This is a genomic window from Streptomyces collinus, assembly GCF_031348265.1.
Classification (GTDB): domain Bacteria; phylum Actinomycetota; class Actinomycetes; order Streptomycetales; family Streptomycetaceae; genus Streptomyces; species Streptomyces collinus.
Map to the genome: position 1 here is coordinate 2,426,363 of NZ_CP133771.1, position 23,554 is coordinate 2,449,916.

General features: G+C 71.9%; 21 protein-coding genes. 16 read left to right on the forward strand and 5 right to left on the reverse strand.

Going from position 1 to position 23,554, the window contains the following annotated elements; translation table 11 throughout:
* The first annotated feature begins 246 nt into the window (after positions 1-246).
* The 6 genes from lpdA (at position 247) to RFN52_RS10940 (ending at position 8,962) form a co-directional block, all read left to right on the forward strand.
* The gene (gene lpdA / locus RFN52_RS10915) at positions 247-1,635 is read left to right on the forward strand and encodes a dihydrolipoyl dehydrogenase (RefSeq protein WP_184845518.1); all 1,389 of its coding nucleotides are present in this window, start codon (positions 247-249) and stop codon (positions 1,633-1,635) included.
* Positions 1,636-1,698: 63 nt separating this feature from the next.
* Positions 1,699-3,492: a 2-oxoglutarate dehydrogenase, E2 component, dihydrolipoamide succinyltransferase gene (sucB, locus tag RFN52_RS10920; protein WP_184845520.1), complete on the forward strand. Its 1,794-nt coding sequence runs from the start codon at positions 1,699-1,701 to the stop codon at positions 3,490-3,492.
* Between the two features lie 233 nt (positions 3,493-3,725).
* Positions 3,726-4,349 carry a GntR family transcriptional regulator gene (locus tag RFN52_RS10925; RefSeq protein ID WP_033312601.1) on the forward strand — a complete coding sequence of 208 codons (624 nt, stop codon included), beginning with the start codon at positions 3,726-3,728 and terminating at the stop codon, positions 4,347-4,349.
* Between the two features lie 267 nt (positions 4,350-4,616).
* Positions 4,617-7,319 carry a pyruvate dehydrogenase (acetyl-transferring), homodimeric type gene (gene aceE / locus RFN52_RS10930; protein ID WP_184845522.1) on the forward strand — a complete coding sequence of 901 codons (2,703 nt, stop codon included), beginning with the start codon at positions 4,617-4,619 and terminating at the stop codon, positions 7,317-7,319.
* Between the two features lie 81 nt (positions 7,320-7,400).
* Entirely contained in the window at positions 7,401-8,387 is a 987-nt protein-coding gene (locus tag RFN52_RS10935; RefSeq protein WP_184845524.1) for a helix-turn-helix transcriptional regulator, read from the forward strand.
* 53 nt (positions 8,388-8,440) lie between these two features.
* Complete coding sequence (locus RFN52_RS10940) at positions 8,441-8,962, forward strand: DUF4240 domain-containing protein (protein ID WP_184845526.1); 522 nt, start codon at positions 8,441-8,443, stop codon at positions 8,960-8,962.
* Here RFN52_RS10940 and RFN52_RS10945 read toward each other — a convergent pair whose 3' ends face one another.
* Positions 8,963-9,190 carry a hypothetical protein gene (locus RFN52_RS10945; protein ID WP_184845528.1) on the reverse strand — a complete coding sequence of 76 codons (228 nt, stop codon included), beginning with the start codon at positions 9,188-9,190 and terminating at the stop codon, positions 8,963-8,965.
* Positions 9,191-9,243: 53 nt separating this feature from the next.
* Positions 9,244-10,107 (reverse strand): peptidoglycan recognition protein family protein, encoded by an 864-nt coding sequence (locus RFN52_RS10950; protein WP_229856222.1) that lies wholly within the window; start codon positions 10,105-10,107, stop codon positions 9,244-9,246.
* Between the two features lie 191 nt (positions 10,108-10,298).
* Between RFN52_RS10950 and RFN52_RS10955 the strand changes: the two genes are divergently transcribed.
* The gene (locus tag RFN52_RS10955; RefSeq protein WP_184845530.1) at positions 10,299-11,483 is read left to right on the forward strand and encodes a MarP family serine protease; all 1,185 of its coding nucleotides are present in this window, start codon (positions 10,299-10,301) and stop codon (positions 11,481-11,483) included.
* 7 nt (positions 11,484-11,490) lie between these two features.
* Here RFN52_RS10955 and RFN52_RS10960 read toward each other — a convergent pair whose 3' ends face one another.
* The gene (locus RFN52_RS10960; protein WP_184845532.1) at positions 11,491-11,988 is read right to left on the reverse strand and encodes a GNAT family N-acetyltransferase; all 498 of its coding nucleotides are present in this window, start codon (positions 11,986-11,988) and stop codon (positions 11,491-11,493) included.
* 71 nt (positions 11,989-12,059) lie between these two features.
* Between RFN52_RS10960 and RFN52_RS10965 the strand changes: the two genes are divergently transcribed.
* A complete protein-coding gene (locus RFN52_RS10965; RefSeq protein WP_184845535.1) occupies positions 12,060-12,962 on the forward strand; it encodes a TIGR01777 family oxidoreductase in 903 nt (300 codons plus the stop codon).
* Between the two features lie 273 nt (positions 12,963-13,235).
* A complete protein-coding gene (locus tag RFN52_RS10970; protein WP_184845537.1) occupies positions 13,236-14,642 on the forward strand; it encodes an NAD(P)/FAD-dependent oxidoreductase in 1,407 nt (468 codons plus the stop codon).
* An 86-nt stretch (positions 14,643-14,728) separates the two neighbouring features.
* On the opposite strand, the gene RFN52_RS10975 is transcribed toward RFN52_RS10970, so the two are convergent.
* Positions 14,729-16,207, reverse strand: a complete 1,479-nt coding sequence (locus tag RFN52_RS10975; RefSeq protein WP_184845539.1) for an NsdA family TPR-like regulatory protein — start codon at positions 16,205-16,207, stop codon at positions 14,729-14,731.
* 238 nt (positions 16,208-16,445) lie between these two features.
* On the opposite strand from RFN52_RS10975, the gene lipB reads away from it, so the two are divergent.
* From lipB to RFN52_RS10995, 4 genes are all read left to right on the forward strand, one after another.
* A complete protein-coding gene (gene lipB / locus RFN52_RS10980; protein ID WP_184845541.1) occupies positions 16,446-17,246 on the forward strand; it encodes a lipoyl(octanoyl) transferase LipB in 801 nt (266 codons plus the stop codon).
* A 103-nt stretch (positions 17,247-17,349) separates the two neighbouring features.
* Entirely contained in the window at positions 17,350-18,339 is a 990-nt protein-coding gene (gene lipA / locus RFN52_RS10985) for a lipoyl synthase (protein WP_184845543.1), read from the forward strand.
* Between the two features lie 263 nt (positions 18,340-18,602).
* Positions 18,603-18,806, forward strand: a complete 204-nt coding sequence (locus RFN52_RS10990) for an SCO2195 family GlnR-regulated protein (RefSeq protein WP_030837456.1) — start codon at positions 18,603-18,605, stop codon at positions 18,804-18,806.
* An 85-nt stretch (positions 18,807-18,891) separates the two neighbouring features.
* A complete protein-coding gene (locus tag RFN52_RS10995) occupies positions 18,892-19,593 on the forward strand; it encodes a DUF4191 domain-containing protein (protein ID WP_184845545.1) in 702 nt (233 codons plus the stop codon).
* A gap of 80 nt (positions 19,594-19,673) precedes the next feature.
* Here the strand turns inward: RFN52_RS10995 and RFN52_RS11000 are convergent, their stop codons facing one another.
* Positions 19,674-20,141, reverse strand: coding sequence for an RDD family protein (locus RFN52_RS11000; RefSeq protein ID WP_184845547.1), 468 nt, complete (start codon positions 20,139-20,141; stop codon positions 19,674-19,676).
* A gap of 210 nt (positions 20,142-20,351) precedes the next feature.
* Here RFN52_RS11000 and glnA point away from each other — a divergent pair, with 210 nt between their 5' ends.
* From glnA to RFN52_RS11015, 3 genes are all read left to right on the forward strand, one after another.
* Positions 20,352-21,761 carry a type I glutamate--ammonia ligase gene (gene glnA / locus RFN52_RS11005; RefSeq protein WP_031131746.1) on the forward strand — a complete coding sequence of 470 codons (1,410 nt, stop codon included), beginning with the start codon at positions 20,352-20,354 and terminating at the stop codon, positions 21,759-21,761.
* A gap of 111 nt (positions 21,762-21,872) precedes the next feature.
* Positions 21,873-22,139 carry an SCO2583/SCO2584 N-terminal domain-containing protein gene (locus tag RFN52_RS11010; protein ID WP_184845549.1) on the forward strand — a complete coding sequence of 89 codons (267 nt, stop codon included), beginning with the start codon at positions 21,873-21,875 and terminating at the stop codon, positions 22,137-22,139.
* A gap of 81 nt (positions 22,140-22,220) precedes the next feature.
* Complete coding sequence (locus RFN52_RS11015; RefSeq protein ID WP_184845551.1) at positions 22,221-23,543, forward strand: ATP-binding protein; 1,323 nt, start codon at positions 22,221-22,223, stop codon at positions 23,541-23,543.
* The last annotated feature ends 11 nt before the right edge of the window (positions 23,544-23,554 follow it).

Here is a 23,554-nt window from a genome sequence, read left to right on the forward strand (position 1 = left end):
GAGTGCGGGGGCGTGGGGGCTGTTCGCGCAGTTCCCCGCGCCCCTTGGGCGTTTCCCCGGCGGGGCTCATCTGAACGTGGGGCGTCTCACACCGCAGCCCGGCGTCTCCTTGTGTGCCGACAAGTGCGAAGATGGGGCTCGGCAGGACAGGGCCCCACCGAAGGGCCGAAGAACGAGCGGCCGGACACCAGCCGCCTGCCGGTCACTGAAGACCGGCTCACGGCGCACATGCATGGAGGACGTGACGTGGCGAACGACGCCAGCACCGTTTTCGACCTAGTGATCCTCGGCGGTGGCAGCGGTGGTTACGCCGCGGCCCTGCGCGGGGCGCAGCTGGGCCTGGACGTCGCCCTGATCGAGAAGGACAAGGTCGGCGGCACCTGCCTGCACCGGGGATGCATCCCCACCAAGGCCCTGCTGCACGCGGGCGAGATCGCCGACCAGGCCCGCGAGAGCGAGCAGTTCGGTGTGAAGGCCTCCTTCGAGGGCATCGACATCGCCGGGGTCCACAAGTACAAGGACGGCGTGATCGCGGGCCTGTACAAGGGCCTGCAGGGGCTCGTCGCCTCCCGGAAGGTGACGTACATCGAGGGTGAGGGCCGTCTGTCCTCCCCCACGTCCGTCGACGTGAACGGCCGCCGCGTCGAGGGCCGCCACGTCCTGCTCGCGACCGGCTCCGTGCCGAAGTCGCTGCCCGGCCTGGACATCGACGGCAACCGGATCATCTCCTCCGACCACGCCCTCGTCCTGGACCGCGTGCCCAAGTCCGCGATCATCCTGGGCGGCGGTGTCATCGGCGTCGAGTTCGCCTCCGCGTGGAAGTCCTTCGGCACCGAGGTCACGATCGTCGAGGGCCTGAAGCACCTCGTCCCGGTCGAGGACGAGAACTCCTCCAAGCTGCTGGAGCGCTCGTTCCGCAAGCGCGGCATCAAGTTCAACCTGGGCACCTTCTTCCAGAAGGCCGAGTACACCCAGGACGGCGTCAAGGTCACCCTCGCCGACGGCAAGGAGTTCGAGGCCGAGGTCCTGCTGGTCGCCATCGGCCGCGGCCCGGTCTCCCAGGGCCTGGGCTACGAGGAGCAGGGCGTCGCGATGGACCGCGGCTACGTCCTGGTCGACGAGTACATGCGCACGAACGTGCCGACCATCTCCGCCGTCGGTGACCTCGTCCCGACCCTCCAGCTCGCGCACGTCGGCTTCGCCGAGGGCATCCTGGTGGCGGAGCGCCTGGCCGGTCTGAAGACCGTTCCGATCGACTACGACGGTGTCCCGCGGGTGACGTACTGCCACCCGGAGGTCGCCTCCGTGGGTATCACCGAGGCCAAGGCCAAGGAGATCTACGGCGCGGACAAGGTCGTCGCTCTCAAGTACAACCTCGCGGGCAACGGCAGGAGCAAGATCCTGAACACCGCGGGCGAGATCAAGCTCGTCCAGGTCAAGGACGGTGCCGTCGTCGGCGTCCACATGGTCGGCGACCGCATGGGCGAGCAGGTCGGCGAAGCCCAGCTGATCTACAACTGGGAGGCGCTGCCCGCCGAGGTCGCGCAGCTCATCCACGCCCACCCGACCCAGAGCGAGGCGCTCGGCGAGGCCCACCTGGCCCTGGCCGGCAAGCCCCTCCACGCGCACGACTGACCCCTCGGTCGACACACGCGACGACACAGACTTCCGCACTTTCCGTAAGGAGCAACCGAAACCATGGCGGTTTCCGTAACCCTTCCGGCGCTCGGCGAGAGCGTCACCGAGGGCACTGTCACCCGCTGGCTGAAGGCCGAGGGCGAGCGCGTCGAGGCCGACGAGCCGCTGCTCGAGGTGTCGACCGACAAGGTCGACACCGAGATTCCTTCGCCCGCCGCCGGTGTCCTGGCCTCCATCAAGGTCGCCGAGGACGAGACGGTCGAGGTCGGCGCCGAGCTGGCCCTGATCGACGACGGCAGCGGCGCGCCCGCTGCCGAGTCCGCGCCCGCCGCGGAGCAGGTCGCCGAGCCGGCTCCCGAGCCGGCCGCGGCCGCCCCGTCCACCGAGCAGGCCGCCCCGGCGGCCGCTCCCTCCGCCGACGCCGCCGCCGGCGGCGGCTCCGCCGAGGGCACGGACGTCGTCCTGCCCGCGCTCGGCGAGTCCGTCACCGAGGGCACCGTCACCCGCTGGCTGAAGTCGGTCGGTGACACCGTCGAGGCCGACGAGCCGCTGCTTGAGGTGTCGACGGACAAGGTCGACACCGAGATCCCCGCCCCCACCTCCGGCACGCTGCTGGAGATCGTGGTCGGCGAGGACGAGACCGCCGAGGTCGGCGCCAAGCTCGCCGTCATCGGCGAGGCGGGTGCCGCTCCGGCCGCCGCCCCCGCGCAGGAGGCCCCGGCCGCCCCGGCCCAGCCCGAGCCCACCCCGGCTCCGGCCCCGGCGCAGCCCGCCCCGGCCCCGCAGGCCCCGTCGGCCCCGGCCCCGCAGCAGCAGGTCACCCCGGCTCCCGAGCCGGCCCCGGCCGCTCCTGCTCCCGCCCCGGCTCCGGCCCAGGCCCCGGCCGCTCCGGCCGCTCCGGCCGCCGCCCAGCCCGCCGACGACGGCGCCTACGTGACCCCGCTGGTGCGCAAGCTCGCCGCCGAGCACGGCGTCGACCTGTCGTCCGTCAAGGGCACGGGTGTCGGCGGCCGTATCCGCAAGCAGGACGTCGTCGCCGCCGCCGAGGCCGCGAAGACCGCCGCCGCCGCCCCGGCCCCCGCCGCTGCCGCCCCGTCGGCCGCCAAGAAGGCCCCGGTGCTGGAGGCGTCCCCGCTGCGCGGCCAGACCGTCAAGATGCCGCGGATCCGCAAGGTCATCGGCGACAACATGGTCAAGGCCCTGCACGAGCAGGCCCAGCTGTCCTCGGTCGTCGAGGTCGACGTCACGCGTCTGATGAAGCTGCGCGCCCGTGCCAAGGACGCGTTCGCGTCGCGTGAGGGCGTCAAGCTCTCGCCGATGCCGTTCTTCGTCAAGGCCGCGGCGCAGGCGCTGAAGGCGCACGCGCCGATCAACGCCAAGATCAACGAGGCCGAGGGGACCATCACCTACTTCGACACCGAGAACGTCGGTATCGCGGTGGACTCCGAGAAGGGCCTGATGACCCCGGTCATCAAGAACGCCGGTGACCTCAACCTCGCCGGTATCGCCAAGGCCACGGCCGACCTGGCGGGCAAGGTCCGCGCCAACAAGATCACCCCGGACGAGCTGTCCGGTGCGACCTTCACCATCTCCAACACCGGGTCGCGCGGCGCGCTCTTCGACACGATCATCGTGCCGCCGGGCCAGGTCGCGATCCTCGGCATCGGCGCGACGGTCAAGCGCCCCGCCGTCATCGAGACGGAGGAGGGCACGGTCATCGGCGTCCGCGACATGACGTACCTGACCCTGTCCTACGACCACCGCCTGGTGGACGGCGCCGACGCCGCCCGCTACCTGACGGCGGTCAAGGCCATCCTGGAGGCAGGCGAGTTCGAGGTCGAGCTCGGCCTGTAATCGCCGACCAGCCGCACGCATCGGTGCCCCGTCCGGATTTTCCGGACGGGGCACCGTCGTACCCAGGGGCGCGGGGAACTGCGCGAGCAACCACAACCAACCGTCAGTCGAACGACAATCCCACTCCCCCCGTGTAAGTCTCGTCTCACCTGCACCAAAGCGCCCCCACCCGCCTCACCCGCGGAGCGAACCAGCCGTATTGTCTAAACGTCAATCCCGCGTAAGGAGCCCTCATGACCGCGCCCGTCATCCACTCGCTCCGCGAGCAGATCCGCGAGCACATCCTGGAGGGGATCATCAGCGGACGCTGGCAGCCGGGTGAGCGGATCGTGGAGCGCCGGATCGCGACCGAGCTGGAGGTCAGCCAGACCCCGGTCCGCGAGGCCCTGCGCGAGCTGGAGTCGCTGCGTCTGATCGAGTCCGCTCCGAACAAGGGCGTGCGGGTCCGCAATCTCACGGCCGCCGACCTGGAGGAGAGCTACCCGGTCCGGGCCGGCCTGGAGGCCATCGCCGCCGAGCTGGCCGCCCAGGGCCTCGCGGAGGACTGCTCGGCTCTGGAGCCCCACGTCAGCGCCCTGTACGAGGCCGACCGCGTCTCCGACGGCACGGCCCAGGTCCGCCACACCGTCGCCTTCCACCGCGAACTCGTGCGCGCCGCGGGCAATTCCGTCCTGCTGCACACCTGGGAAGGCCTCGGCATCGAGGTGTTCACGGCCCTGTCGATCCGCTGGCTGGGCACCCAGCAGCAGTCGTACGCGGAGGAGCACGAGGAGCTGGTCGCCGCGTTCAAGCGCCGCGACCCGCGCATCGCCGAGCTCGTGAAGGCCCACGTGCTGGGCTGCGCGCCCCGGGCGTGACACCCGAGCACCCCCGCGCTCAAACGCCTCCGACCTGCGAAAACCGCCCGATAGACAGTCACCGCGTGCCATCACCCAAGGCACCCCGTGCCTATTTTCTCGTGATCAAGAGGTTTTGCCCCTCAACCCTTTGATCGATCATCGATCAGCGGGTTACAGTCGCCGACGGGCTTCCACCAGAGCCTCACGCCCTGTCCTGCCAAAGACAAAGGGCACCCCCGATCCCCTTATGTGAGGGAACCCCCTTCGACTGAGGAAGGCGGCGACATGACCGACCCCAACGCCATCCAGCCGAGCGAGCTCGACCAGCTCCCCGACCGGGACCCGGAGGAGACCGCCGAATGGCAGGCCTCCCTGGACGCGGTCACCAAGGCTGCCGGGCCGCACCGTGCCGCATACCTGATGCGCCGCACGCTGGAGCGCGCCGAGGGCGCCGGCATCGCGCTGCCGAAGCTCCTCGAAACCGACTACGTCAACTCCATCCCCACCTCCGCCGAGCCGGCCGTGCCCGGTGACGAGGCGCTGGAGCAGCGGATCACCGCGTGGAACCGGTGGAACGCGGCCGCGATGGTGACCCGGGGCAGCAAGTACGGCGTCGGCGGCCACATCGCCACCTTCGCCTCCGCGGCCTGGCTGTACGAGACGGGCTTCAACCACTTCTTCAAGGGCAAAGAGGCCGACGGCTCCGGCGACCAGCTCTACATCCAGGGCCACGCCTCCCCCGGCATCTACGCCCGCGCGTTCCTCGACGGCCGTCTGAACGAGGAGCAGCTCGACAACTTCCGCCGGGAGGCGGGCGGCAACGGCCTGCCCTCCTACCCGCACCCGCGCCGGCTGCCCTGGCTGTGGGAGTTCCCGACCGTTTCCATGGGCCTCGGCCCGCTGTCGGCGATCTACCAGGCGCGCTTCAACCGCTACCTGGCCAACCGCGGCATCAAGGACACCGCCGGTTCGCACGTGTGGGCGTTCCTCGGTGACGGCGAGATGGACGAGCCCGAGTCGACGGCGGCCCTCGCGCTGGCGGCCCGTGAGGAGCTGGACAACCTCACGTTCGTCATCAACTGCAACCTGCAGCGCCTCGACGGCCCGGTCCGCGCCAACTTCAAGATCGTGCAGGAGCTGGAGGCCCAGTTCCGCGGGGCCGGCTGGAACGTCGTGAAGACGCTGTGGGGCACGGCCTGGGACGAGCTGTTCCGGCTGGACACCACGGGCGCGCTCGTACGCCGCCTGCGTCAGGTACCGGACGCGCAGATCCAGACGTACCAGACCCGCGACGCGGCCTACATCCGCCAGGACTTCTTCGGCGGCGACCCGGCGCTCGTGGAGATGGCGAAGCTGCTGAGCGACGACAAGATCCTGGAGTGCTTCCACCTCTCGCGCGGTGGTCACGAGGCCCGCAAGGTGTTCGCCGCGTACAAGGCGGCCGTCGAGCACAAGGGCGCGCCGACGGTGATCCTGGCCCAGACGGTCAAGGGCCACACCCTCGGCGAGGGCTTCGCGTCGAAGAACGCCAACCACCAGATGAAGAAGCTCTCGGTGGACGAGTTCAAGAACATGCGCGACCTGCTCGAACTGCCGATCAAGGACAGCGACTTCGTCGACGGCGTGGTGCCCTACGGCCACCCGGGCGCCGACTCCCCCGAGGTCCGCTACCTCCAGGAGCGGCGTGCCGCCCTCGGCGGTCCGGCCCCGGCCCGCCGGGTGCACCCGGTCGCCCCGCTGCCCGCCCCGGCGGAGAAGGCGTTCGCCTCCTTCGACAAGGGCTCCGGCTCGCAGAACGTGGCCACCACCATGGCGTTCGTCCGTCTGGTCAAGGACCTGGTCCGCGACAAGGAGACGGGCAAGCGCTGGGTGCCGATCGTCCCGGACGAGGCGCGCACCTTCGGCATGGAGTCGCTGTTCCCCTCGCTCGGCATCTACTCGCCGAAGGGCCAGACGTACGAGCCGGTCGACCGCGACCAGCTGATGTACTACAAGGAGGCCAAGAACGGCCAGATCCTCAACGAGGGGATCACCGAGGCCGGTTCGATGGCCGACTTCATCGCCGCTTCGACGTCGTACGCGACGCACGGCGAGGCGATGATCCCGTTCTACATCTTCTACTCGATGTTCGGCTGGCAGCGCACGGCCGACCAGATGTGGCAGCTCGGCGACCAGCTCGGCCGCGGCTTCCTCGTCGGCGCCACGGCCGGCCGCACGACGCTGACGGGCGAGGGCCTGCAGCACGCCGACGGCCACTCCCCCGTGATCGCGGCGACGAACCCGGCGGCGCTGTCGTACGACCCGGCGTTCGCCTACGAGGTCGCGACGATCGTCAAGGACGGTCTGCGCCGGATGTACGGCGAGGCGGCCCCGGGTGAGGACCAGAACGTCTTCTACTACCTGACCGTCTACAACGAGCCGCTGCCGCAGCCCGCGAAGCCGTCCGTCGCCGGTGTCGACGAGGGCATCGTCAAGGGCCTGTACCGCTTCAACACGGCGGAGTCGGCGGGCATCACGCCCCCGGCGAACGCCCCGCGGATCCAGCTGCTCGGCTCCGGTACGGCGATCCACTGGGCGCTCAAGGCGCAGCAGTTGCTCGCCGAGGAGTGGGACGTTGCGGCCGACGTGTGGTCGGCGACGTCCTGGAGCGAGCTGCGCCGGGACGCCCTGGAGGCGGACGAGGCGCTGCTGCGCGGCGAGGAGCGGGTGCCGTTCGTGCGGCAGGCGCTCCAGGGTGCCGAGGGCCCGGTGCTGGCGGTCTCCGACTACATGCGCCAGGTCCCGGACCAGATCGCGCAGTGGGTCGAGCAGGACTGGTCCTCGCTGGGCGCCGACGGCTTCGGCCTCTCGGACACCCGTGAGGCGGCCCGCCGCCACTTCGGCGTCGACGCCGAGTCGATCGTCGTCGCGGCCCTGGCCCAGCTCGCGCGGCGCGGCGAGGTCAAGGCGGCGTCCGTGAAGGAAGCGCGCGAGAAGTACGGTCTGTGAGGACCGGTGATCGGTAAGGTCCCCAGGGACCGGTGATCGGCAGGCCCCCGCTGTGGCGGGGGCCTGCTGCATGATGTGGCCATGCGTGCTGCCCGGCTGATCAAGATGGTGCTGCTGCTCCAGTCCCGGCCTTCCATGACCGCCGCCGAACTCGCCGGTGAGCTGGAGGTGTCGGAGCGGACGATCACCCGGGACGCCCAGGCGCTGTCGGAGGCGGGCGTGCCGGTGTACGCGGACCGCGGGCGGGCCGGTGGGTACCGGCTGGTCGGCGGGTACCGGACGCGGCTGACCGGGCTGCACCGCGGTGAGGCCGAGGCGCTGTTCCTGTCCGGGGTGCCGGGGGCACTGCGGGAGATGGGGCTGGAGGACGCGGCCTCGGCGGCTCGGCTGAAGGTGTCGGCGGCGCTGCTGCCGTCCCTCAGGGACGCTTCCAGGTCGGCCGCCCAGCGGTTCCATCTGGACGCGCCGAACTGGTTCAAGGAGCCGAAGACGCCGGCCCTGCTGCCCGCCGTCGCCGACGCGGTGTGGGACGACCGGCGGATCGGCGCCCGCTACCGGCGCGAGGAGGACGAGGTCGTCCGGGAGCTGGAGCCGTACGGGCTCGTGCTGAAGGCGGGCGTCTGGTACCTGTGCGCGCGGGTGGCCCGGGGCGGGTCCTTCCGGGTGTACCGGATCGACCGGTTCACAGCGGTGGACGCGGACGGTGAGCGCTTCGAGCGGGAGCCGGACTTCGACCTGCCCGCGTTCTGGGAGGAGCGGGCGGAGCAGTTCGCGCGGTCCATCCTGCGGACGCGGGTCGTGGTGCGGCTGTCCCCCGACGGCGTGCGCGCACTGCCGTACGCCCTGGACGCGCTGACCGCCCGGGAGGCCTTGGCGGACGCGGGCGCCCCGGACGAGGGCGGCTGGGTGACGGTGGACCTGCCGGTGGAGTCCGAGGAGGTCGCGCACACCCAGCTGGCGGCGCTGGGCCCGGAGGCGGAGGTGCTGGAGCCGGCGGGTCTGCGCGAGCGGTTCGCCGCCGACGCGGCGCGGCTGGCCCGGCTCTACCGGCCCGAGCGCGGCGCATAACGATCCCGCGCACTCCGGGTGCGGCCCTGTGCCCCAGGGCCGATGCTTGACCCGTGATGGACGAGACGGAGTTCTGGGAGCTGGTGGACGACGCCCGGGAGGCTGCCGAAGGCGACCCGGAGGAGCAGGCCGACCTGCTCGTGGACCGGCTCGCCCAGCTGGACCCGGACTCGGTCCTGGACTTCGCCCGGCACTTCGAGTCCCGTTACAACCGCGCCTACCGCTGGGACCTGTGGGGCGCCGCCTGGGTGCTGCTCGACGGGGCGAGCGACGACGCCTTCGACTTCTTCCGGTGCTGGCTGATCGGCCAGGGCCGCGAGGTGTTCGAGGGCGCCGTGCACGACCCGGACGCGCTCGCCGGTCTGCTGGACGACTTCGACGAGGAGATCGACGGCGACGGCGAGGAGCTGGGTTACGCGGCGGACGAGGCCTACGAACAGCTCACCGGGGTGGTCGCGCCCGACCTGGAGATCGCCCCGGCGCCCCCGGAGCCGGAGGGCACGCCGCTGAACTTCGAGAACGAGGCGCTGCTCGCCGAGCGCTACCCCCGGCTGTGGGAGCGCTTCAGGGGCTGATCAGGCGACCCGTCGGCGGCTCGCGTCGGACGGTATGTACGCCTGCGTCTGATCGGCCCGCACCGCGTGGTGCATCGGAGCGGCGTTGGCCTGGTCGAGGGCGCAGGCGGTGACCGCGGCCGGGCCCAGGACGACGGTGACCGCCGCGCAGAGCACCGCCCAGGGGCCCCGGGTGCTCCCCGTCCGCACGTCCGTGTGCCCCGGGGTCTTCGTACGACCGTCGTTCATGGTCCCCGCCTTCGGTCGGCTGTCTGTGGGGACGACCGTAGGGGGCCGGGATCTCAGGACGCTGCGCGTTCGCTGTGGCCTCGCTGTGGTCCGTCCGGTCGGCCCTGGAGGCGGGCCGCGAGCTGTCTGATCTCGGGCAGGCGGGCGTGCAGGGCGGCGCCCGGGCAGCTGGTCATGTAGCCGTCGTTGTGGCCGGCGAGGGCGGGCAGCCGGGCGGTGGAGCCGGCCGCGTACCGGCTCAGGCCGTTGCTGGAGACGAGGCGGACGTCCGCGCGCGGGTCGGTGCCCGTCAGGCCCAGTTTCCAGGCGGACAGCGCGGCGATCGCCCGGATCATGGGCTGCGGGACGGGCATGCCCTCGGTGAAGGTGCCGAGGGCGGCGATGCCCGTGGTGCGGTGGTTGAAGCCCTGGGTGTGGGCGCCGGTGACGGCGCGTTCCACGCCCCCGGCGCGGCCCTCGTAGACGGTGCCGCAGCGGTCGACGACGAAGTTGTAGCCGATGTCGTCCCAGTCGCGGGTGCCGGTCTGGCCGGTGTAGAGGTCCCGGATGATGCGGGGCGCGTCGGCGCAGTCGTAGCCGTTGGGCGAGTCGGTGTGGTGGACGAAGACGGCGAGGACCCGGTCGTCGTAGCGCGGGCGGGGCTGCGCGCGGGCGGCGTCGCCCAGCCAGTGCGCCCTCGGCACGACGGGCGGGCGCGGGGCGCTGTAGGGCGTGGCTTCGGAGCGGGGCGGGGCGGCGCGGGAGCCGGTCTCGGCGGCGTTCTCGACGCCGTGGGCGCACAGGACCAGCGCCACGACGGCGGCGACGCCCGGCAGGCAGCCGAGCAGGAGCCGGGCCGCGCGCGGCAGACCGGCTGTGCCGGGTGTCCCGTCGGCGGAGTGCCTGCGTGCGCCCCGCCGTCTTCGGAAGACACGCATGATCCCACTGTCGGCCCGATCCCGTCCGTCCGCGATGTGTGATGTGCCACCCGGTGGAACCATCGTCACGGTCCGCGACGTTTTTCCGAATGCACGCCCGCGTGGCCGGTTCCGATCATCGCGTGCGCGTGTGACTGATCACCGGGCCCTCCCCCCGCGTATTAAGGGGTTCCGAGAGAAAGGCGGCGTGCGTGGACCTGCTCGACATCCTGCTGTTGCTGGTCGTTCTGGCCTACGCGGCGTCCGGGTACCGGCGCGGGCTGGTGGCCGGCTGTGTGTCGCTGGCGGGCTTCGTGGGCGGTGCGGTCGTCGGCGTGTGGGTCCTGCCGTGGGTGATGGACCTGGTGGAGCCCGGGACGACGCGGGCGACGCTGGCGGCGGTGTTCACGGTGCTGCTCCCGGCGGTCGTGGGGCACGAGCTGGCGGGGCGCCTCGCGCTGCGGCTGCGGCGGGAGCTGGACCGGGGGCCGCTCAGAGTGGCGGACGGGATCGGCGGGGCCGTGGCCAACGCGGTGGCCGTGCTGATCGTGGCGTGGGTGGCCGCGAGCGTCCTCGGCGCGTCCTCGTCGCCGCTGGTCACCTCGGCCATCCGGGACTCACGCCTGCTCGGCGCCGTGCAGCGGACGATGCCGGACACGACGCCGGCCTGGTTCTCGGGGGCCACGTCCGCTCTGACGCAGGCGGGCTTCCCGCAGGTCTTCAACCCCTTCGAGAACGAGTCGACGGCCGAGGTCGCCAAGCCCACCGGCGACAGTGTCACGGCCGCCGCGACCGACGCCGCCAAGCGGAGCACGGTGAAGGTCGAAGGCGTGGCGGGCACGCAGGGCCGTGAGGGCAGCGGGTTCGTCTACGCGCGCGAGCGCGTGATGACCAACGCCCATGTGGTGGCGGGCATCGACGAGCCGACCGTGCAGATCGGCGGGGTCGGGCGGACGTACGAGGCTCGGGTGGTGCTCTTCGACCCGCAGAAGGACGTGGCCGTGCTGTACGTGCCGGGTCTGAAGGCGCCCGTGCTGCGCTTCGACGACGACGCCGAGCGGGGCGGGGCGGCGGTGGTCGCGGGCTATCCGGAGGACGGCGACCTGAACCTCCAGGCGGCGACGGTCGCGAACCGGGTGCGGGCGACGGGCCAGAACATCTACAACGACGGGACGGCCGTTCGGGAGATCTACTCGATCCGCTCCACCGTCCGCCCGGGCAACTCCGGTGGCCCGCTGCTCACCACGGACGGCCGGGTGTTCGGCGTGGTCTTCGCCCGCTCCACCACGGACGCCGAGACGGGTTACGTCCTGACGGCGGACGAGGTCGGCTCCGACGCGCGCGACGCCGCGGCCGCGACGGCGCCGGTGGACACGGGCGAGCTGGCCGCGTCGTAGCTCCGGCTCACAGGAAGCGCCCCATGAACACGTCGTCGACGTACGCCCCGTCGAGCAGGAACTCCTCCGGCAGGACCCCCTCGACCACGAACCCCTCGGCCTCGTAGAGCGCCCGGGCCGGGGTGTTGTGCCCGAGGACCCGCAGCGTGATGCGGCGGGCGCCGCGCCGGCGGGACTCGTCGACGGCGGCCCGGACCAGCGCCCGGCCGACCCCACGGCCGCGCGCCTCCCCGGCGACGGCGAGGCCCTGGATCTGGTGGACGTGCCGGTTCGAGTCGAGCGGTGTGGGGAAACCGAGGTGGACATAGCCCGCGAGAGCGCCGTCGAGTTCGGCGACGAGGCAGTTGTCGGGGGTGTGCCGCTCGCTGAAGAAGGGAGCGTAGGGCGGCTGTGGCTCGGGCGTCACCGCGTGCCGGTGCGACCAGGCGAGCCGGTCGAGCAGGGCCAGTTCGCCGTCGTCGTCGGGCCGGGCGGTGCGGATGTGCGGTGCGGGGAGCTCGGGCATGGGCGTCACCCTACGGCGAGCGGATCAAGGCCTTGCAGGGGTTTTACGGAGCGGCGCGGCAGGATGGGTTCATGGAGCGTTCAAGAATCGCGGTGGCGGGTGCGTCCGGTCTCATCGGCGGTGCTCTGGTGCGGTCCCTGACCGCCGACGGACACGAGGTGCGCCGTCTGGTGCGCGGCACGCCCCGGACGGCCGGAGAGATCCGCTGGGACCCCGAGGACGGGCGGGTGGACGCGGCCGGGCTCGCCGGGTGCCACGCGGTGGTCAACCTGGCGGGGGCCGGCGTCGGTGACCGGCGCTGGACGGACGCCTACAAGCAGCGGATCCGCGACAGCCGCGTGAAGGGCACGGCGGCCCTGGCCGGGGCGGTGGCCTCCCTGGACGCCAAGGAACGGCCGCGGGTCTTCGTCAACGGCAGCGCCATCGGCTACTACGGCGAGACCGGTGAGCGCACGGCCGACGAGAGCACGCCCGCGGGAGAGGGTTTCCTGCCCGAGCTGTGCGTGGAGTGGGAGGGGGCCACGGCGCCGGCCCAGGAGGCCGGTGTCCGCACGGTGTTCACCCGGACCGGTCTTGTCGTGTCCCGCGAGGGCGGCGCCTGGGCCCGGCTGTTCCCGCTGTTCCGGGCGGGGGCCGGCGGGCGGATGGGCGACGGGAGCCAGTACTGGTCGTTCATCGCGCTGCACGACGAGGTCGCCGCGATCCGGCATCTGATCGACACCGACGGTCTGTCCGGGCCGTTCAACGTCACCGCCCCGAACCCCGTGACGAACCGTGAGATCACGGCGGCGATGGGCCGGGTGCTGCACCGCCCGACGCTGTTCCCGGTGCCCGCGGCCGTGCTGCGGACGGTGCTCGGCGAGATGGCCGGGGACGTCCTCGGCAGCGTCCGGGTGCTGCCGACGCGGCTGCTGGAGTCGGGCTTCCGGTTCGCCTTCCCGGAGATCGAGGGAGCGATCCGGGCGGCGTTGTGACGGCTCCCCGGCGGGCCCCGGCGGCGCGGACCGGCCGTCTGTCCGGGATCCGACCGGCCTTTCCAAGACAGCTCGTTCGAGTCGCACACCAGCCTCCTGCGACCACTTCATGCCCACAAGGCGTCCGTATGCGACCGCCGTGCGACCGTGCCCTGTCGATGCGCGACTCCCGCTGACCGATCACGGTCCTACCCTCGACCAGAACTCGCGTATCCCTGCGGCCTGTTGAGGGCATGACGTCTCCAGCGCCCGCGCAACCTCGAGGAGGGGCACGTGCTTGAGCCCGCGTACCAGGCGGACGTGGTCGTCGTGGGGGCCGGGGTCGCCGGACTCTCGGCCGCGCACCGGCTGACCAGCGCAGGAGTGACGACCATGGTCCTGGAGGCCGCCCACGGGGTCGGCGGCCGCATGGCGACGGAGAAGGTCGACGGCTTCCGGCTCGACCGGATCGGTCAGTTGCTGTCCACGGCGTATCCCGAACTACGGCTGACACCCGGTCTGGACGGGCTGGTGCTGCGGCCCTTCACACCCGGTGTCCTGCTGCACGGCGACGGACGCCATCACCGCGCCGGTGTCCAGCCGGGCGCAGGGGGCGCACGGGGCGCACTGCATGCGGTACGCGCGCTGGCGAGTGCTCCCCGGCCGCCGTCCGCACCGAGGCCGCCCAGGAGGCCGGTGGCCGTGCCGGGCCGGCAGGTCTCCGTCCCCCGGAGCAGGTCCGGCGCCCCGCTCGGCACGGCCGTCGACCAGGCCCGGCTGGGTGCCGCCCTGACCCGCCTGGCAGGAACCCCGGCCGAACGGCTGCTGTCCCGCCCGGAGTTGCCGGCCGGTGAGGCCCTGGCGGCGCGCGGGCTGCCCGCCCGTACGATCGACGGTTTCCTGCGTCCGCTGCTCGCCGCGCTGCTGTGCGACCCGGGCCTCACCACGTCCAGCCGGTGCGCGGACCTCGCGCTGCGCGCCTTCGCCCGGGGCCGGCTGTGTCTGCCGGAGGGCGGCGCCGACGCCCTGCCGGAACAGCTGGCGCGCACGCTGCCGCCGGGCACGGTGCACACCGGCGTCCGCGTCACCTCCGTGTCGACGACCTCGGTGACCACCGCGGAGCACGGTGAGATCCGGTGCCGGGCGGTCCTGGTGGCGACGGGCGCGCGGGCCGCGGCCGAGCTGCTGCCCGGCTTGCGGGTGCCGGAGTTCCATCCGGTGACGGTGGTGCACCACACGACCGACGAGCCGCCGGGGACGGGGGCGTCGCTGCTGCTCGACGCGGATCTGGGCGGGCCGGTCGCGCACACGGCGGTGGTCAGTGACGTCGATCCGACCCGGGCGCCGGCGGGGCGGGCGCTGGTGTCGTCGACGGTGCCGGGACGGCCGCCGGGCGATGTCGACACCGCGGTGCGGATGCATCTGGCGCGGCTGTACGGGGTGCCGACGGCGCGGTGGGAGACGCTGGCCGTGCACCACACGGCGGAGGCCGTGCCCGCGATGCGGCCGCCGCATGATCTGCGGCGGCCGGTGCGGTTGATCGCCGGGCTGTATGTGTGCGGGGATCACCGGGACACCAGTACGGTCCAGGGTGCTCTGCACTCGGGGCATCGGGCATCTGCGGCGATCCTGGCGGACCTCGGGGCGGGGCGGTCGATGCACGTCGCCGATCCTGTGCCGACCGTGCCACGGGCTGCATAGGCGGGTCGTCGGGTGCGGGCGCGTTGCGGCTGTCCGCGCCCACGCGGCGAAGCCGCATATCGACACGGCCCCGCCCCCCGAGGCCCTTACCCCAAAGCCGATACCTTGTCGCGGTAAGTCCGCACCGGAGCCGCGTCCTTGTACGGTTCCAGGCGTCGTTCGAAGTCCCTCACGTACTCCACCGCCCGTACCGAGCGCATCTCCGCGGCCTGGCCCGCCGCTTCCGCGGCCAGCTGGCAGGCCTGGTCGAGTTCGCCGAGGCCCAGGCGGGCGGTGGCGAGGACCACACGGCAGAAGAGGCGGCTGCGGGCGAAGGAGGGGGCCCGCAGCTGGAGTGAGCGTTCCGCGTGCTGGGCGGCGGCGCGGAACTGCTGCAGGTCGCGGTGGCAGTGGCCGAACTCGTCGGCGAGCTGGGCCTCGTCGAAGAACTTCGCCCAGTGCGGGACGTCGTCCCCGGGCCGGGCCGTCTCCAGGGCGCGTTCGGCGCGGACCAGGGCGGCAGTGCAGGCCCGGACCTCGCCGAGCACCCCATGCCCGCGCGCCTCGGAGGCGTGCAGCAGGGCCTGGACGACGGGCGGCCCGGAGGTGCCGACGCCCTGCTGGGCCACGCGGGCGAGCTGGACGGCCTCCCGCCCGTGCCCGAGGTAGACGGCCTGGCGGCTCATGGTGACCAGTACATAGGCCCCGTACGTCCGGTCCCCTGCCGCCTGGGCGAGCCGCAGCGCCTGCACGAAGTAGCGCTGGGCGAGTCCGTGCGCGGCGATGTCGTACGACGTCCAGCCCGCGAGCCGGGTCAGGTCCGCTGCGGCCGCGAACAGCCGGCGGCCGGTCTGCTCGCCGTAGGTGCCGCGCAGCATGGGCTCGCACTCGTGCTCCAGGTAACGCACGAGGGCCTGGCGGGCGTGACCGCCGCCGTAGGCGTCGTCGAGGGTGCGGAACAGCTCGCCGACCGAGCGCAGGGCGGCGATGTCGCCGGCGGTGACCTTCTGGCCCGGTCCGCGTTCGGCCTGTCCGCGCTGGCGGGGCAGGGACGGCACGCCCTGCTCGGGCGTGGCCGTGGGGCGCAGGGCCGGGCGGCCGTGGACCGGGATGCGGGCGGCGGCCTGCTCGCCCCGGGCGACCTTCTCGTCGGCCCGGCCGATGAGCCAGTCGCGGCTGGGCACGACGAGCCCCGCCGGGGTGAAGGCGATCTTGCGGAGCTCGGCGTGGCTGCCGGAGTCCTTGCGCCACAGCCCGCTGACGATGTCGACGGCCTCCTCGGGGGTGGCGGCGAACTCCAGCCCCGCGTAGACCGGGGCGCAGGCGTCCAGGCCGAGGTCCTGGGCGGAGAGGCGGCGGCCGAGGCGCCGGGTGAAGACCTCGGCGATCAGGGCGGGCGTGGTGCCCCTGGGCTGCTGACCGCGCAGCCACCGGGTGACGGAGGTCTTGTCGTATCTCAGATCAAGCCCGTGTTCGAGACCGAGCTGGTCCACGCGACGGGCGAGTCCCGCGTTGGAGAACCCCGCTTCTGCGATGAGCGCGGCGAGCTGTCGGTTGGGGGTGCGCTGCGCGGGTCGTTCCGTCATGGTGCGGTGCGGTCTCCTGCCTTCCGGTGTCGGTGACGTGCCGGATTGCCTGTGAGCAGGCCTTTTGGCTTGCTGATCGGCGCGAATGTAGCGGAGAGTAAGCACCCCATCACACATTTTGCCGGACATTCATCCGATCGTGTGAGGATTGGCCCCGGGACTGACGTGTCCGGGCCGGACGTACAGTGGCTTGGGCGCGCTACGTGCCTGATACACCCGTCCGAGGGAGGCGCTTGCCGTGAGTGAGTTGCGGTTCGTCCGCATGGGGTTCGGTGACGAGGCCGTCGAGTACCAGGAGGCGTGGGACGAACAGCGCCGGGTGCACGCGGCGCGCTTCGCCGACGAGATCCCCGACACCGTGCTGCTCCTGGAGCACCCCCCGGTCTACACGGCCGGACGGCGCACGGCGGACAACGAGCGGCCCCTCGACGGCACGCCCGTCATCGACGTGGACCGCGGCGGCAAGATCACCTGGCACGGCCCGGGCCAGCTGGTGGGCTACCCGATCCAGAAGCTCCCGCGCCCGGTGGACGTCGTGGCGCACGTGCGCCGCCTCGAAGAGGCCCTGATCCGCACCTGCGCGGAGTTCGGCCTGCAGACCAGCCGGGTCGAGGGCCGCAGCGGCGTCTGGATCCTGGGCGACCCGGTCGAGCAGCGCCCCGCACCGGGCGGCCTCGCGCTGGACTTCGACCCCCGGCTGCACGACGAGGAGTTCGACCCGCGGATGAACGGCCCGGAGTACGCGCCGTCCAACGCGGGCCAGCGCCGGGAGGACCGCAAGATCGCCGCGATCGGCATCCGCGTGGCCAAGGGCGTCACCATGCACGGTTTCGCGCTCAACGTGAACCCCGACAACAAGTGGTTCGACCGGATCATCCCGTGCGGCATCCGCGACGCGGGCGTCGCCTCGCTGGCCGGCGAGCTGGGCCGGGACGTGACGATCGAGGAGGTCCTGCCGGTCGCCGAGCGGCATCTGCGGGAGGTCCTGGAGAACGCGGACCTGAAGCCCCGGGAGATCGAGAAGACGCCGGCGGCATAAATCGGCCCGTGGCGGAGCTGGAGGGGTAGCCACCCGCACAGGCATTCAAATCAACGGGCGTACCCTTGAGGACGCCGAAGAATCAATCGCTAGGGAGCCGGTCGTGTCCGCAGTCGCACCCGACGGACGCAAGATGCTGCGCCTGGAGGTCCGCAACAGCCAGACCCCCATCGAGCGCAAGCCCGAGTGGATCAAGACCCGGGCGAAAATGGGCCCCGAGTACACCGCGATGCAGAAGCTCGTGAAGAGCGAGGGCCTGCACACGGTCTGCCAGGAAGCCGGCTGCCCGAACATCTACGAGTGCTGGGAGGACCGCGAGGCGACCTTCCTGATCGGCGGCGACCAGTGCACCCGGCGCTGCGACTTCTGCCAGATCGACACCGGCAAGCCCGAGGCGCTCGACCGTGACGAGCCCCGCCGGGTCGGTGAGTCCGTCGTCACGATGGACCTGAACTACGCCACGATCACCGGCGTCGCCCGCGACGATCTGGAGGACGGCGGTGCCTGGCTGTACGCCGAGACCGTGCGCCAGATCCACCAGCAGACCGCGGGCCGCGAGGCCGGCCGCACCAAGGTCGAGCTGCTGGCCCCGGACTTCAACGCCGTCCCGGAGCAGCTGGAGGAGGTCTTCTCCTCCCGTCCCGAGGTCTTCGCGCACAACGTCGAGACGGTCCCGCGGATCTTCAAGCGCATCCGCCCCGGCTTCCGCTACGAGCGCTCCCTGAAGGTCATCACCGAGGCGCGCGACTACGGCCTGGTCACCAAGTCGAACCTCATCCTCGGCATGGGCGAGACCCGCGAAGAGGTCAGCGACGCCCTGAAGCAGCTGCACGAGGCGGGCTGCGAGCTGGTCACCATCACGCAGTACCTGCGGCCCTCGGTGCGCCACCACCCCGTCGAGCGCTGGGTGAAGCCGCACGAGTTCGTGGAGCTGAAGGAGGAGGCCGAGCAGATCGGCTTCTCCGGCGTGATGTCCGGGCCGCTGGTGCGTTCCTCGTACCGCGCCGGGCGCCTCTACCAGATGGCCGTGGAGCAGCGTCAGTCGGCCGCTCCGCCGCGGGGGGACGGCTACATCGCGGCGCAGGCTGTCTGACACACCGTCACCACCGCTGCCCACCACAGGGCGAGACAAGCGTGTGAATTCGCGCACAAGAGGCTACTCGCCAGTAGTGACCGATTTGACGCGGTCCTGACCGTCCTCGCAGATGAGGGCACATGTCAGGACCGCGTCGGCGTTCCACCACGCTCCGCCGGGGCTTCATGGGTGTTTGACCGGCCGGTCACGCCCTGGTAACACCAATCAGTGACGCTGAACTCACAGCACGTACACCCATCACCCGAGGGGGGACCTCACCCATGCAGGCCGCGCCGCCCGTCCGCGCCACCGCGATCCCGTCCTTCACGACCGCACTGCGTGCCGTCGAGTCGCTGCTGATGAGCAGCGGTCAGCGCACCGCCCGCCGCAACGCGTGGACCTCCGTGCTGGAGGACCGCCGTCGCGCCAAGGACCGGGTCGAGACGCAGCGCGTCATCGAGCAGTCCCTGTCCGTCCGTCCCTGACCCCCGCCCCTTCCCGGCCCTCCCCCAGGGGCCCCCGCGAGCACTGCCGTCGTCGGCGCTTGTGGGGCCACGTAGACTGCGTGGCATGGCGAGGAAGGAACCTGCAGCGGACGCTGCGAACCCCGGGCGACTGAAGCAGATCGCTCTGACCTACAAGATGACCCGCAAGGCCGACAAGAAGATCGGCCTTGTACTCGCGGCAGTCGGAATCGTCACCTTCGGTGTCTTCCTCGCGATCGGTTTCTTGATCGGTCACCCCATCTATCTCGGCATCCTGGGCCTCCTGCTCGCCTTCCTCGCGTCGGCGATCGTGTTCGGGCGCCGGGCCGAGCGGGCCGCCTTCGGGCAGATGGAGGGACAGCCCGGCGCCGCGGCGGCGGTGCTCGACAACATCGGCCGGGGCTGGACGACGACCCCCGCGGTGGCGATGAACCGCAACCAGGACGTGGTGCACCGCGCGGTCGGCAAGGCCGGCATCGTGCTGGTCGCCGAGGGCAACCCGAACCGGGTGAAGACCCTGCTGGCCGCCGAGAAGCGCAAGATGAACCGCATCGTCGCGGACGTCCCCGTGCACGACCTGGTCGTGGGCACGGGCGAGGGCCAGATCGAGCTGAAGAAGCTGCGGACGACCATGCTGAAGCTCCCGCGCGTACTGACCGGCCCGCAGGTCACGGCCACCAACGACCGGCTGCGCGCCCTCGGTGACCTGATGAGCAACATGCCGCTGCCCAAGGGGCCGATGCCGAAGGGCATGCGGCTGCCGAAGGGCGGGCCGAAGGCTCGCTGACACTCCGCACACGACATGAACGAGGGGCGCCCGGTGTGACCGGGCGCCCCTCGTTCATGTCGGTCGGTTCGTGCTTCGGGTCAGATGCGGACCTCGACCGTGCCGGCCAGCCGGTCGTGCAGTCCGCGGCCGTCGCGGTCCCAGATCAGGGCGGGGATCGCGAGGAAGAGCAGGACCGTGCGCAGTGCGGCGCGCCACGGGCTGACCCGGCCGGTGTCCAGGGCGAGCACCCTCAGGCCGAGCAGGCGCTTGCCCGGAGTGAAGCCGACCGTACCGACCGTGAGGACCATCAGCGCGAACATGATGAGCGGCGCCCAGATCTGGGCCGCATCGTTGTAGCTCTGGGTGATAAGACCGTATGCGATCAGGAGGCACAGGCCCCAGTCGACCGCGAGGGCACCGAGCCGGCGGCCCGGGCGGGCGATCGAGCCGGGTCCCTCCTCGGGCAGACCGAGCTGCTCGCCCCGGTATCCGAAGTCGACACCGGCCTCTTCCGCGGCCGCGCGGGGCCCGGAAAGCCACGATCCGAGTGCTTGCCTGTTGTCCACCCGTCCACGGTACTGCGCCCGTAAATGACCAGGGCACGGCGGGGTGTGTCCGGGCTACGGTGGAGGGTGAGCCGGTTAACTTGTGCGAAACAAATGAGTCACGCCCGAGAAACCACCCGTCCCTAGGGTCGAGGTCAGCGTGTGCCACCCGCACTGGCCGCACGAACGAACTACCACCCCGGCGGGACGGTCGGGAGTAGGAGGAGCTGGATGTTCCAGAACGCCGACGAGGCCAAGAAGTACATCGCGGACGAGGACGTCAAGTTCATCGACGTCCGCTTCTGCGACCTGCCGGGCGTGATGCAGCACTTCACGATCCCTGCCGAGGCCTTCGACCCGGCCGAGGAGCTCGCCTTCGACGGCTCCTCGATCCGCGGCTTCCAGGCCATCCACGAGTCCGACATGGCGCTCCGCGCGGACCTGTCGACCGCCCGGGTCGACCCGTTCCGCCGCGACAAGACGGTCAACATCAACTTCTTCATCCACGACCCGATCACGGGCGAGCAGTACTCCCGTGACCCGCGCAACGTGGCGAAGAAGGCCGAGGCCTACCTCGCGTCGACCGGTATCGCGGACACCGCGTACTTCGGCCCCGAGGCCGAGTTCTACGTCTTCGACTCGGTCCGTTTCTCCACCTCGGCGAACGAGAGTTTCTACCACATCGACTCCGAGGCCGGCGCCTGGAACACCGGTGCGGTCGAGAACAACCGTGGTTACAAGGTCCGCTACAAGGGCGGCTACTTCCCGACCCCGCCGGTCGACCACTTCGCCGACCTGCGTGCCGAGATCTCCCTCCAGTTGGCCGCCTCCGGCCTCCAGGTCGAGCGCCAGCACCACGAGGTGGGCACCGCCGGCCAGGCGGAGATCAACTACAAGTTCAACACGCTGCTCGCCGCGGCCGACGACCTCCAGCTCTTCAAGTACATCGTGAAGAACGTGGCCTGGCAGAACGGCAAGACCGCGACCTTCATGCCGAAGCCGATCTTCGGTGACAACGGCTCGGGCATGCACGTGCACCAGTCGCTGTGGACCGGCGGCCAGCCGCTCTTCTACGACGAGGCCGGCTACGCGGGCCTGTCCGACACCGCCCGCTACTACATCGGCGGCATCCTCAAGCACGCCCCGTCGCTGCTGGCCTTCACCAACCCGACGGTGAACTCCTACCACCGTCTGGTCCCGGGCTTCGAGGCGCCGATCAACCTGGTGTACTCGCAGCGCAACCGCTCCGCGGCCATGCGTATCCCGATCACGGGCTCCAACCCGAAGGCCAAGCGCGTCGAGTTCCGCGCGCCCGACTCCTCCGGCAACCCGTACCTCGCCTTCTCGGCCCTCCTCCTCGCAGGCCTCGACGGCATCAAGAACAAGATCGAGCCGGCCGAGCCGATCGACAAGGACCTCTACGAGCTGGCTCCCGAGGAGCACGCGAGCGTCGCGCAGGTGCCGACCTCCCTCCCGGCCGTCCTCGACCGTCTGGAGGCCGACCACGAGTTCCTGCTCCAGGGCGACGTGTTCACCCCGGACCTGATCGAGACGTGGATCGACTACAAGCGCGCGAACGAGATCGCGCCGCTGCAGCTGCGTCCGCACCCGCACGAGTTCGAGCTGTACTTCGACGTGTGATCGACGCCTGACCGAGGCATCGCGCCCGCGCCCCCGCCGTCCTTTCCGACGGCGGGGGCGCGGGCGTTTGTTCTATTCTTGGGTCAAGGACCACACGGGGGTGGAGCGGGAATGCCCGAGCACGAACAGGACGACCAGCAGCGCGAGTTCGACCTCAGATGGGCGGACGGAGCCGAGCACAAGGAGCCCTCGGCCCGGGCCCGTATGCTCGCCGCCCGCTGGAAGCACAACCCGCCCGGACCCGTGCCGTTCCGGGCCGACCCGGAGCACGTCGGCTCCCGCCGCCGCTCCTCGTGGATCTCGACCGTGGTGGTGCTGGGCAGCGTGGCGGCGGTGATCGTGCTGCTGGGGTACATCAACTTCAGGGCGCCGTACTAGGCAGTCGGCGGCAAATCCGCGCGCCGGTCACCGTCCCTGCGCCGTACGATCCCCGAAACAGCAGGTCGAACGGGGGCGGGCGTGAACGAGGACATCCGGGGCGGGGAGGCGGCCGCGGCGCGGCTGGCCCGGGGGACGCAGCTCGGCGAGGTTCTCGACGTCGACGATCCGGCTGCCTGGACCGGACTGGACGCGGGCGTGCGGGCCTGGGGCGGGTACGGGATCGAGGATCTGCCGGACAAGGCATGGGTCGAGGCCCTGGACGGGGAAACCGGGCCGCCGGGCCGGTCCGGGGCCGGGCGCTGGGTGTTCCGGTCGTCCCGACGGCGTCCGGAGCCCGCTCATGGGCCCTCGACCGACCCCCGGCTCGCCGTGGCGCTGTGCCACCCGGACGGCCACACCCGTGAAGCGGCCCTGGCCCGGGTCGCGGCCCGCCCCGCCCTGCTGCCCCTGGTCGTCGTCCGCGCCGCGGACTGGGCGGCACCTGTACGTGACAAGGCCCGGGAGCTGCTGCGGGCGGGCCTCGACATGCGCACCGGCGTCGCGCTCGCCCCCCTGATCCTGCGCATCGGCCGGCGCGAGCGGGGATCCTACGGCGTGGAACTGCTCGGCGCGATGCTCCGCCGGGCACCGCACGGAGCGCCGGCCACCCTGTTCGTCCACCCCGACCGCACCGTACGGCGGTTCGCGTACCGGCTGGCCGCCGAGGAGTCGCTGCTCTCCCCCGACCGGTTCGCCCGTACCGCCGCCTGGGACGACGACGTCGTCGTGCAAACCCTGTGCGCCGAGGCGGCGCTGGCCGCCGTGCGCGAGGAGGGTGGCCTCGACGAGGTACTCGAACCATTGCTCGCCGCCCGCAACACGCGCGCCCGGTCCGCCGGCGTCACTGCCCTGCGGCGGGCCGGGCGTCCCGAGCGGGCCCTGGAGTTCCTGGCCGACCGGTCGGCCCTGGTGCGGGCCTGTGCGCGGTACGTCGTGCGGCAGCACGGGAGCGACCCCCTGTCCTGGTACCGGCGGCGATGTGCCCAGGCCGATGATCCGGCGCTGCCGCCCGGCGCGGCCATCGGCCTGGCGGAGTGCGGGGAGCGCGGGGACGCCGCATTGCTGCGGCCGCTGCTCACCCACCGCGTGCCGGCGGTGCGGGCCCGGGCGGTGGCAGGCCTGCGGGCGTTGGACGTGACGGCCGTGGAGGAGCTGCGGTCCTTGATCGACGACCCCGCGCCCGGCGTCGTGCGCGAGGCCACGGCTGCCCTGTTGCCGTCCGCGGCGCTGTTGCCGGAGGCCTGGCTTATGGAGCGCCTCGAGGCGGAGCGGCCTCGGCATGTCCGGATCGCCGCGCGCCGGTTGGCCGAGGCGCGGGGCCTGATCGTACGGCTGTCCGACGGTCCGGGGCCCGGCTGCTAGCGTCCGGCCCC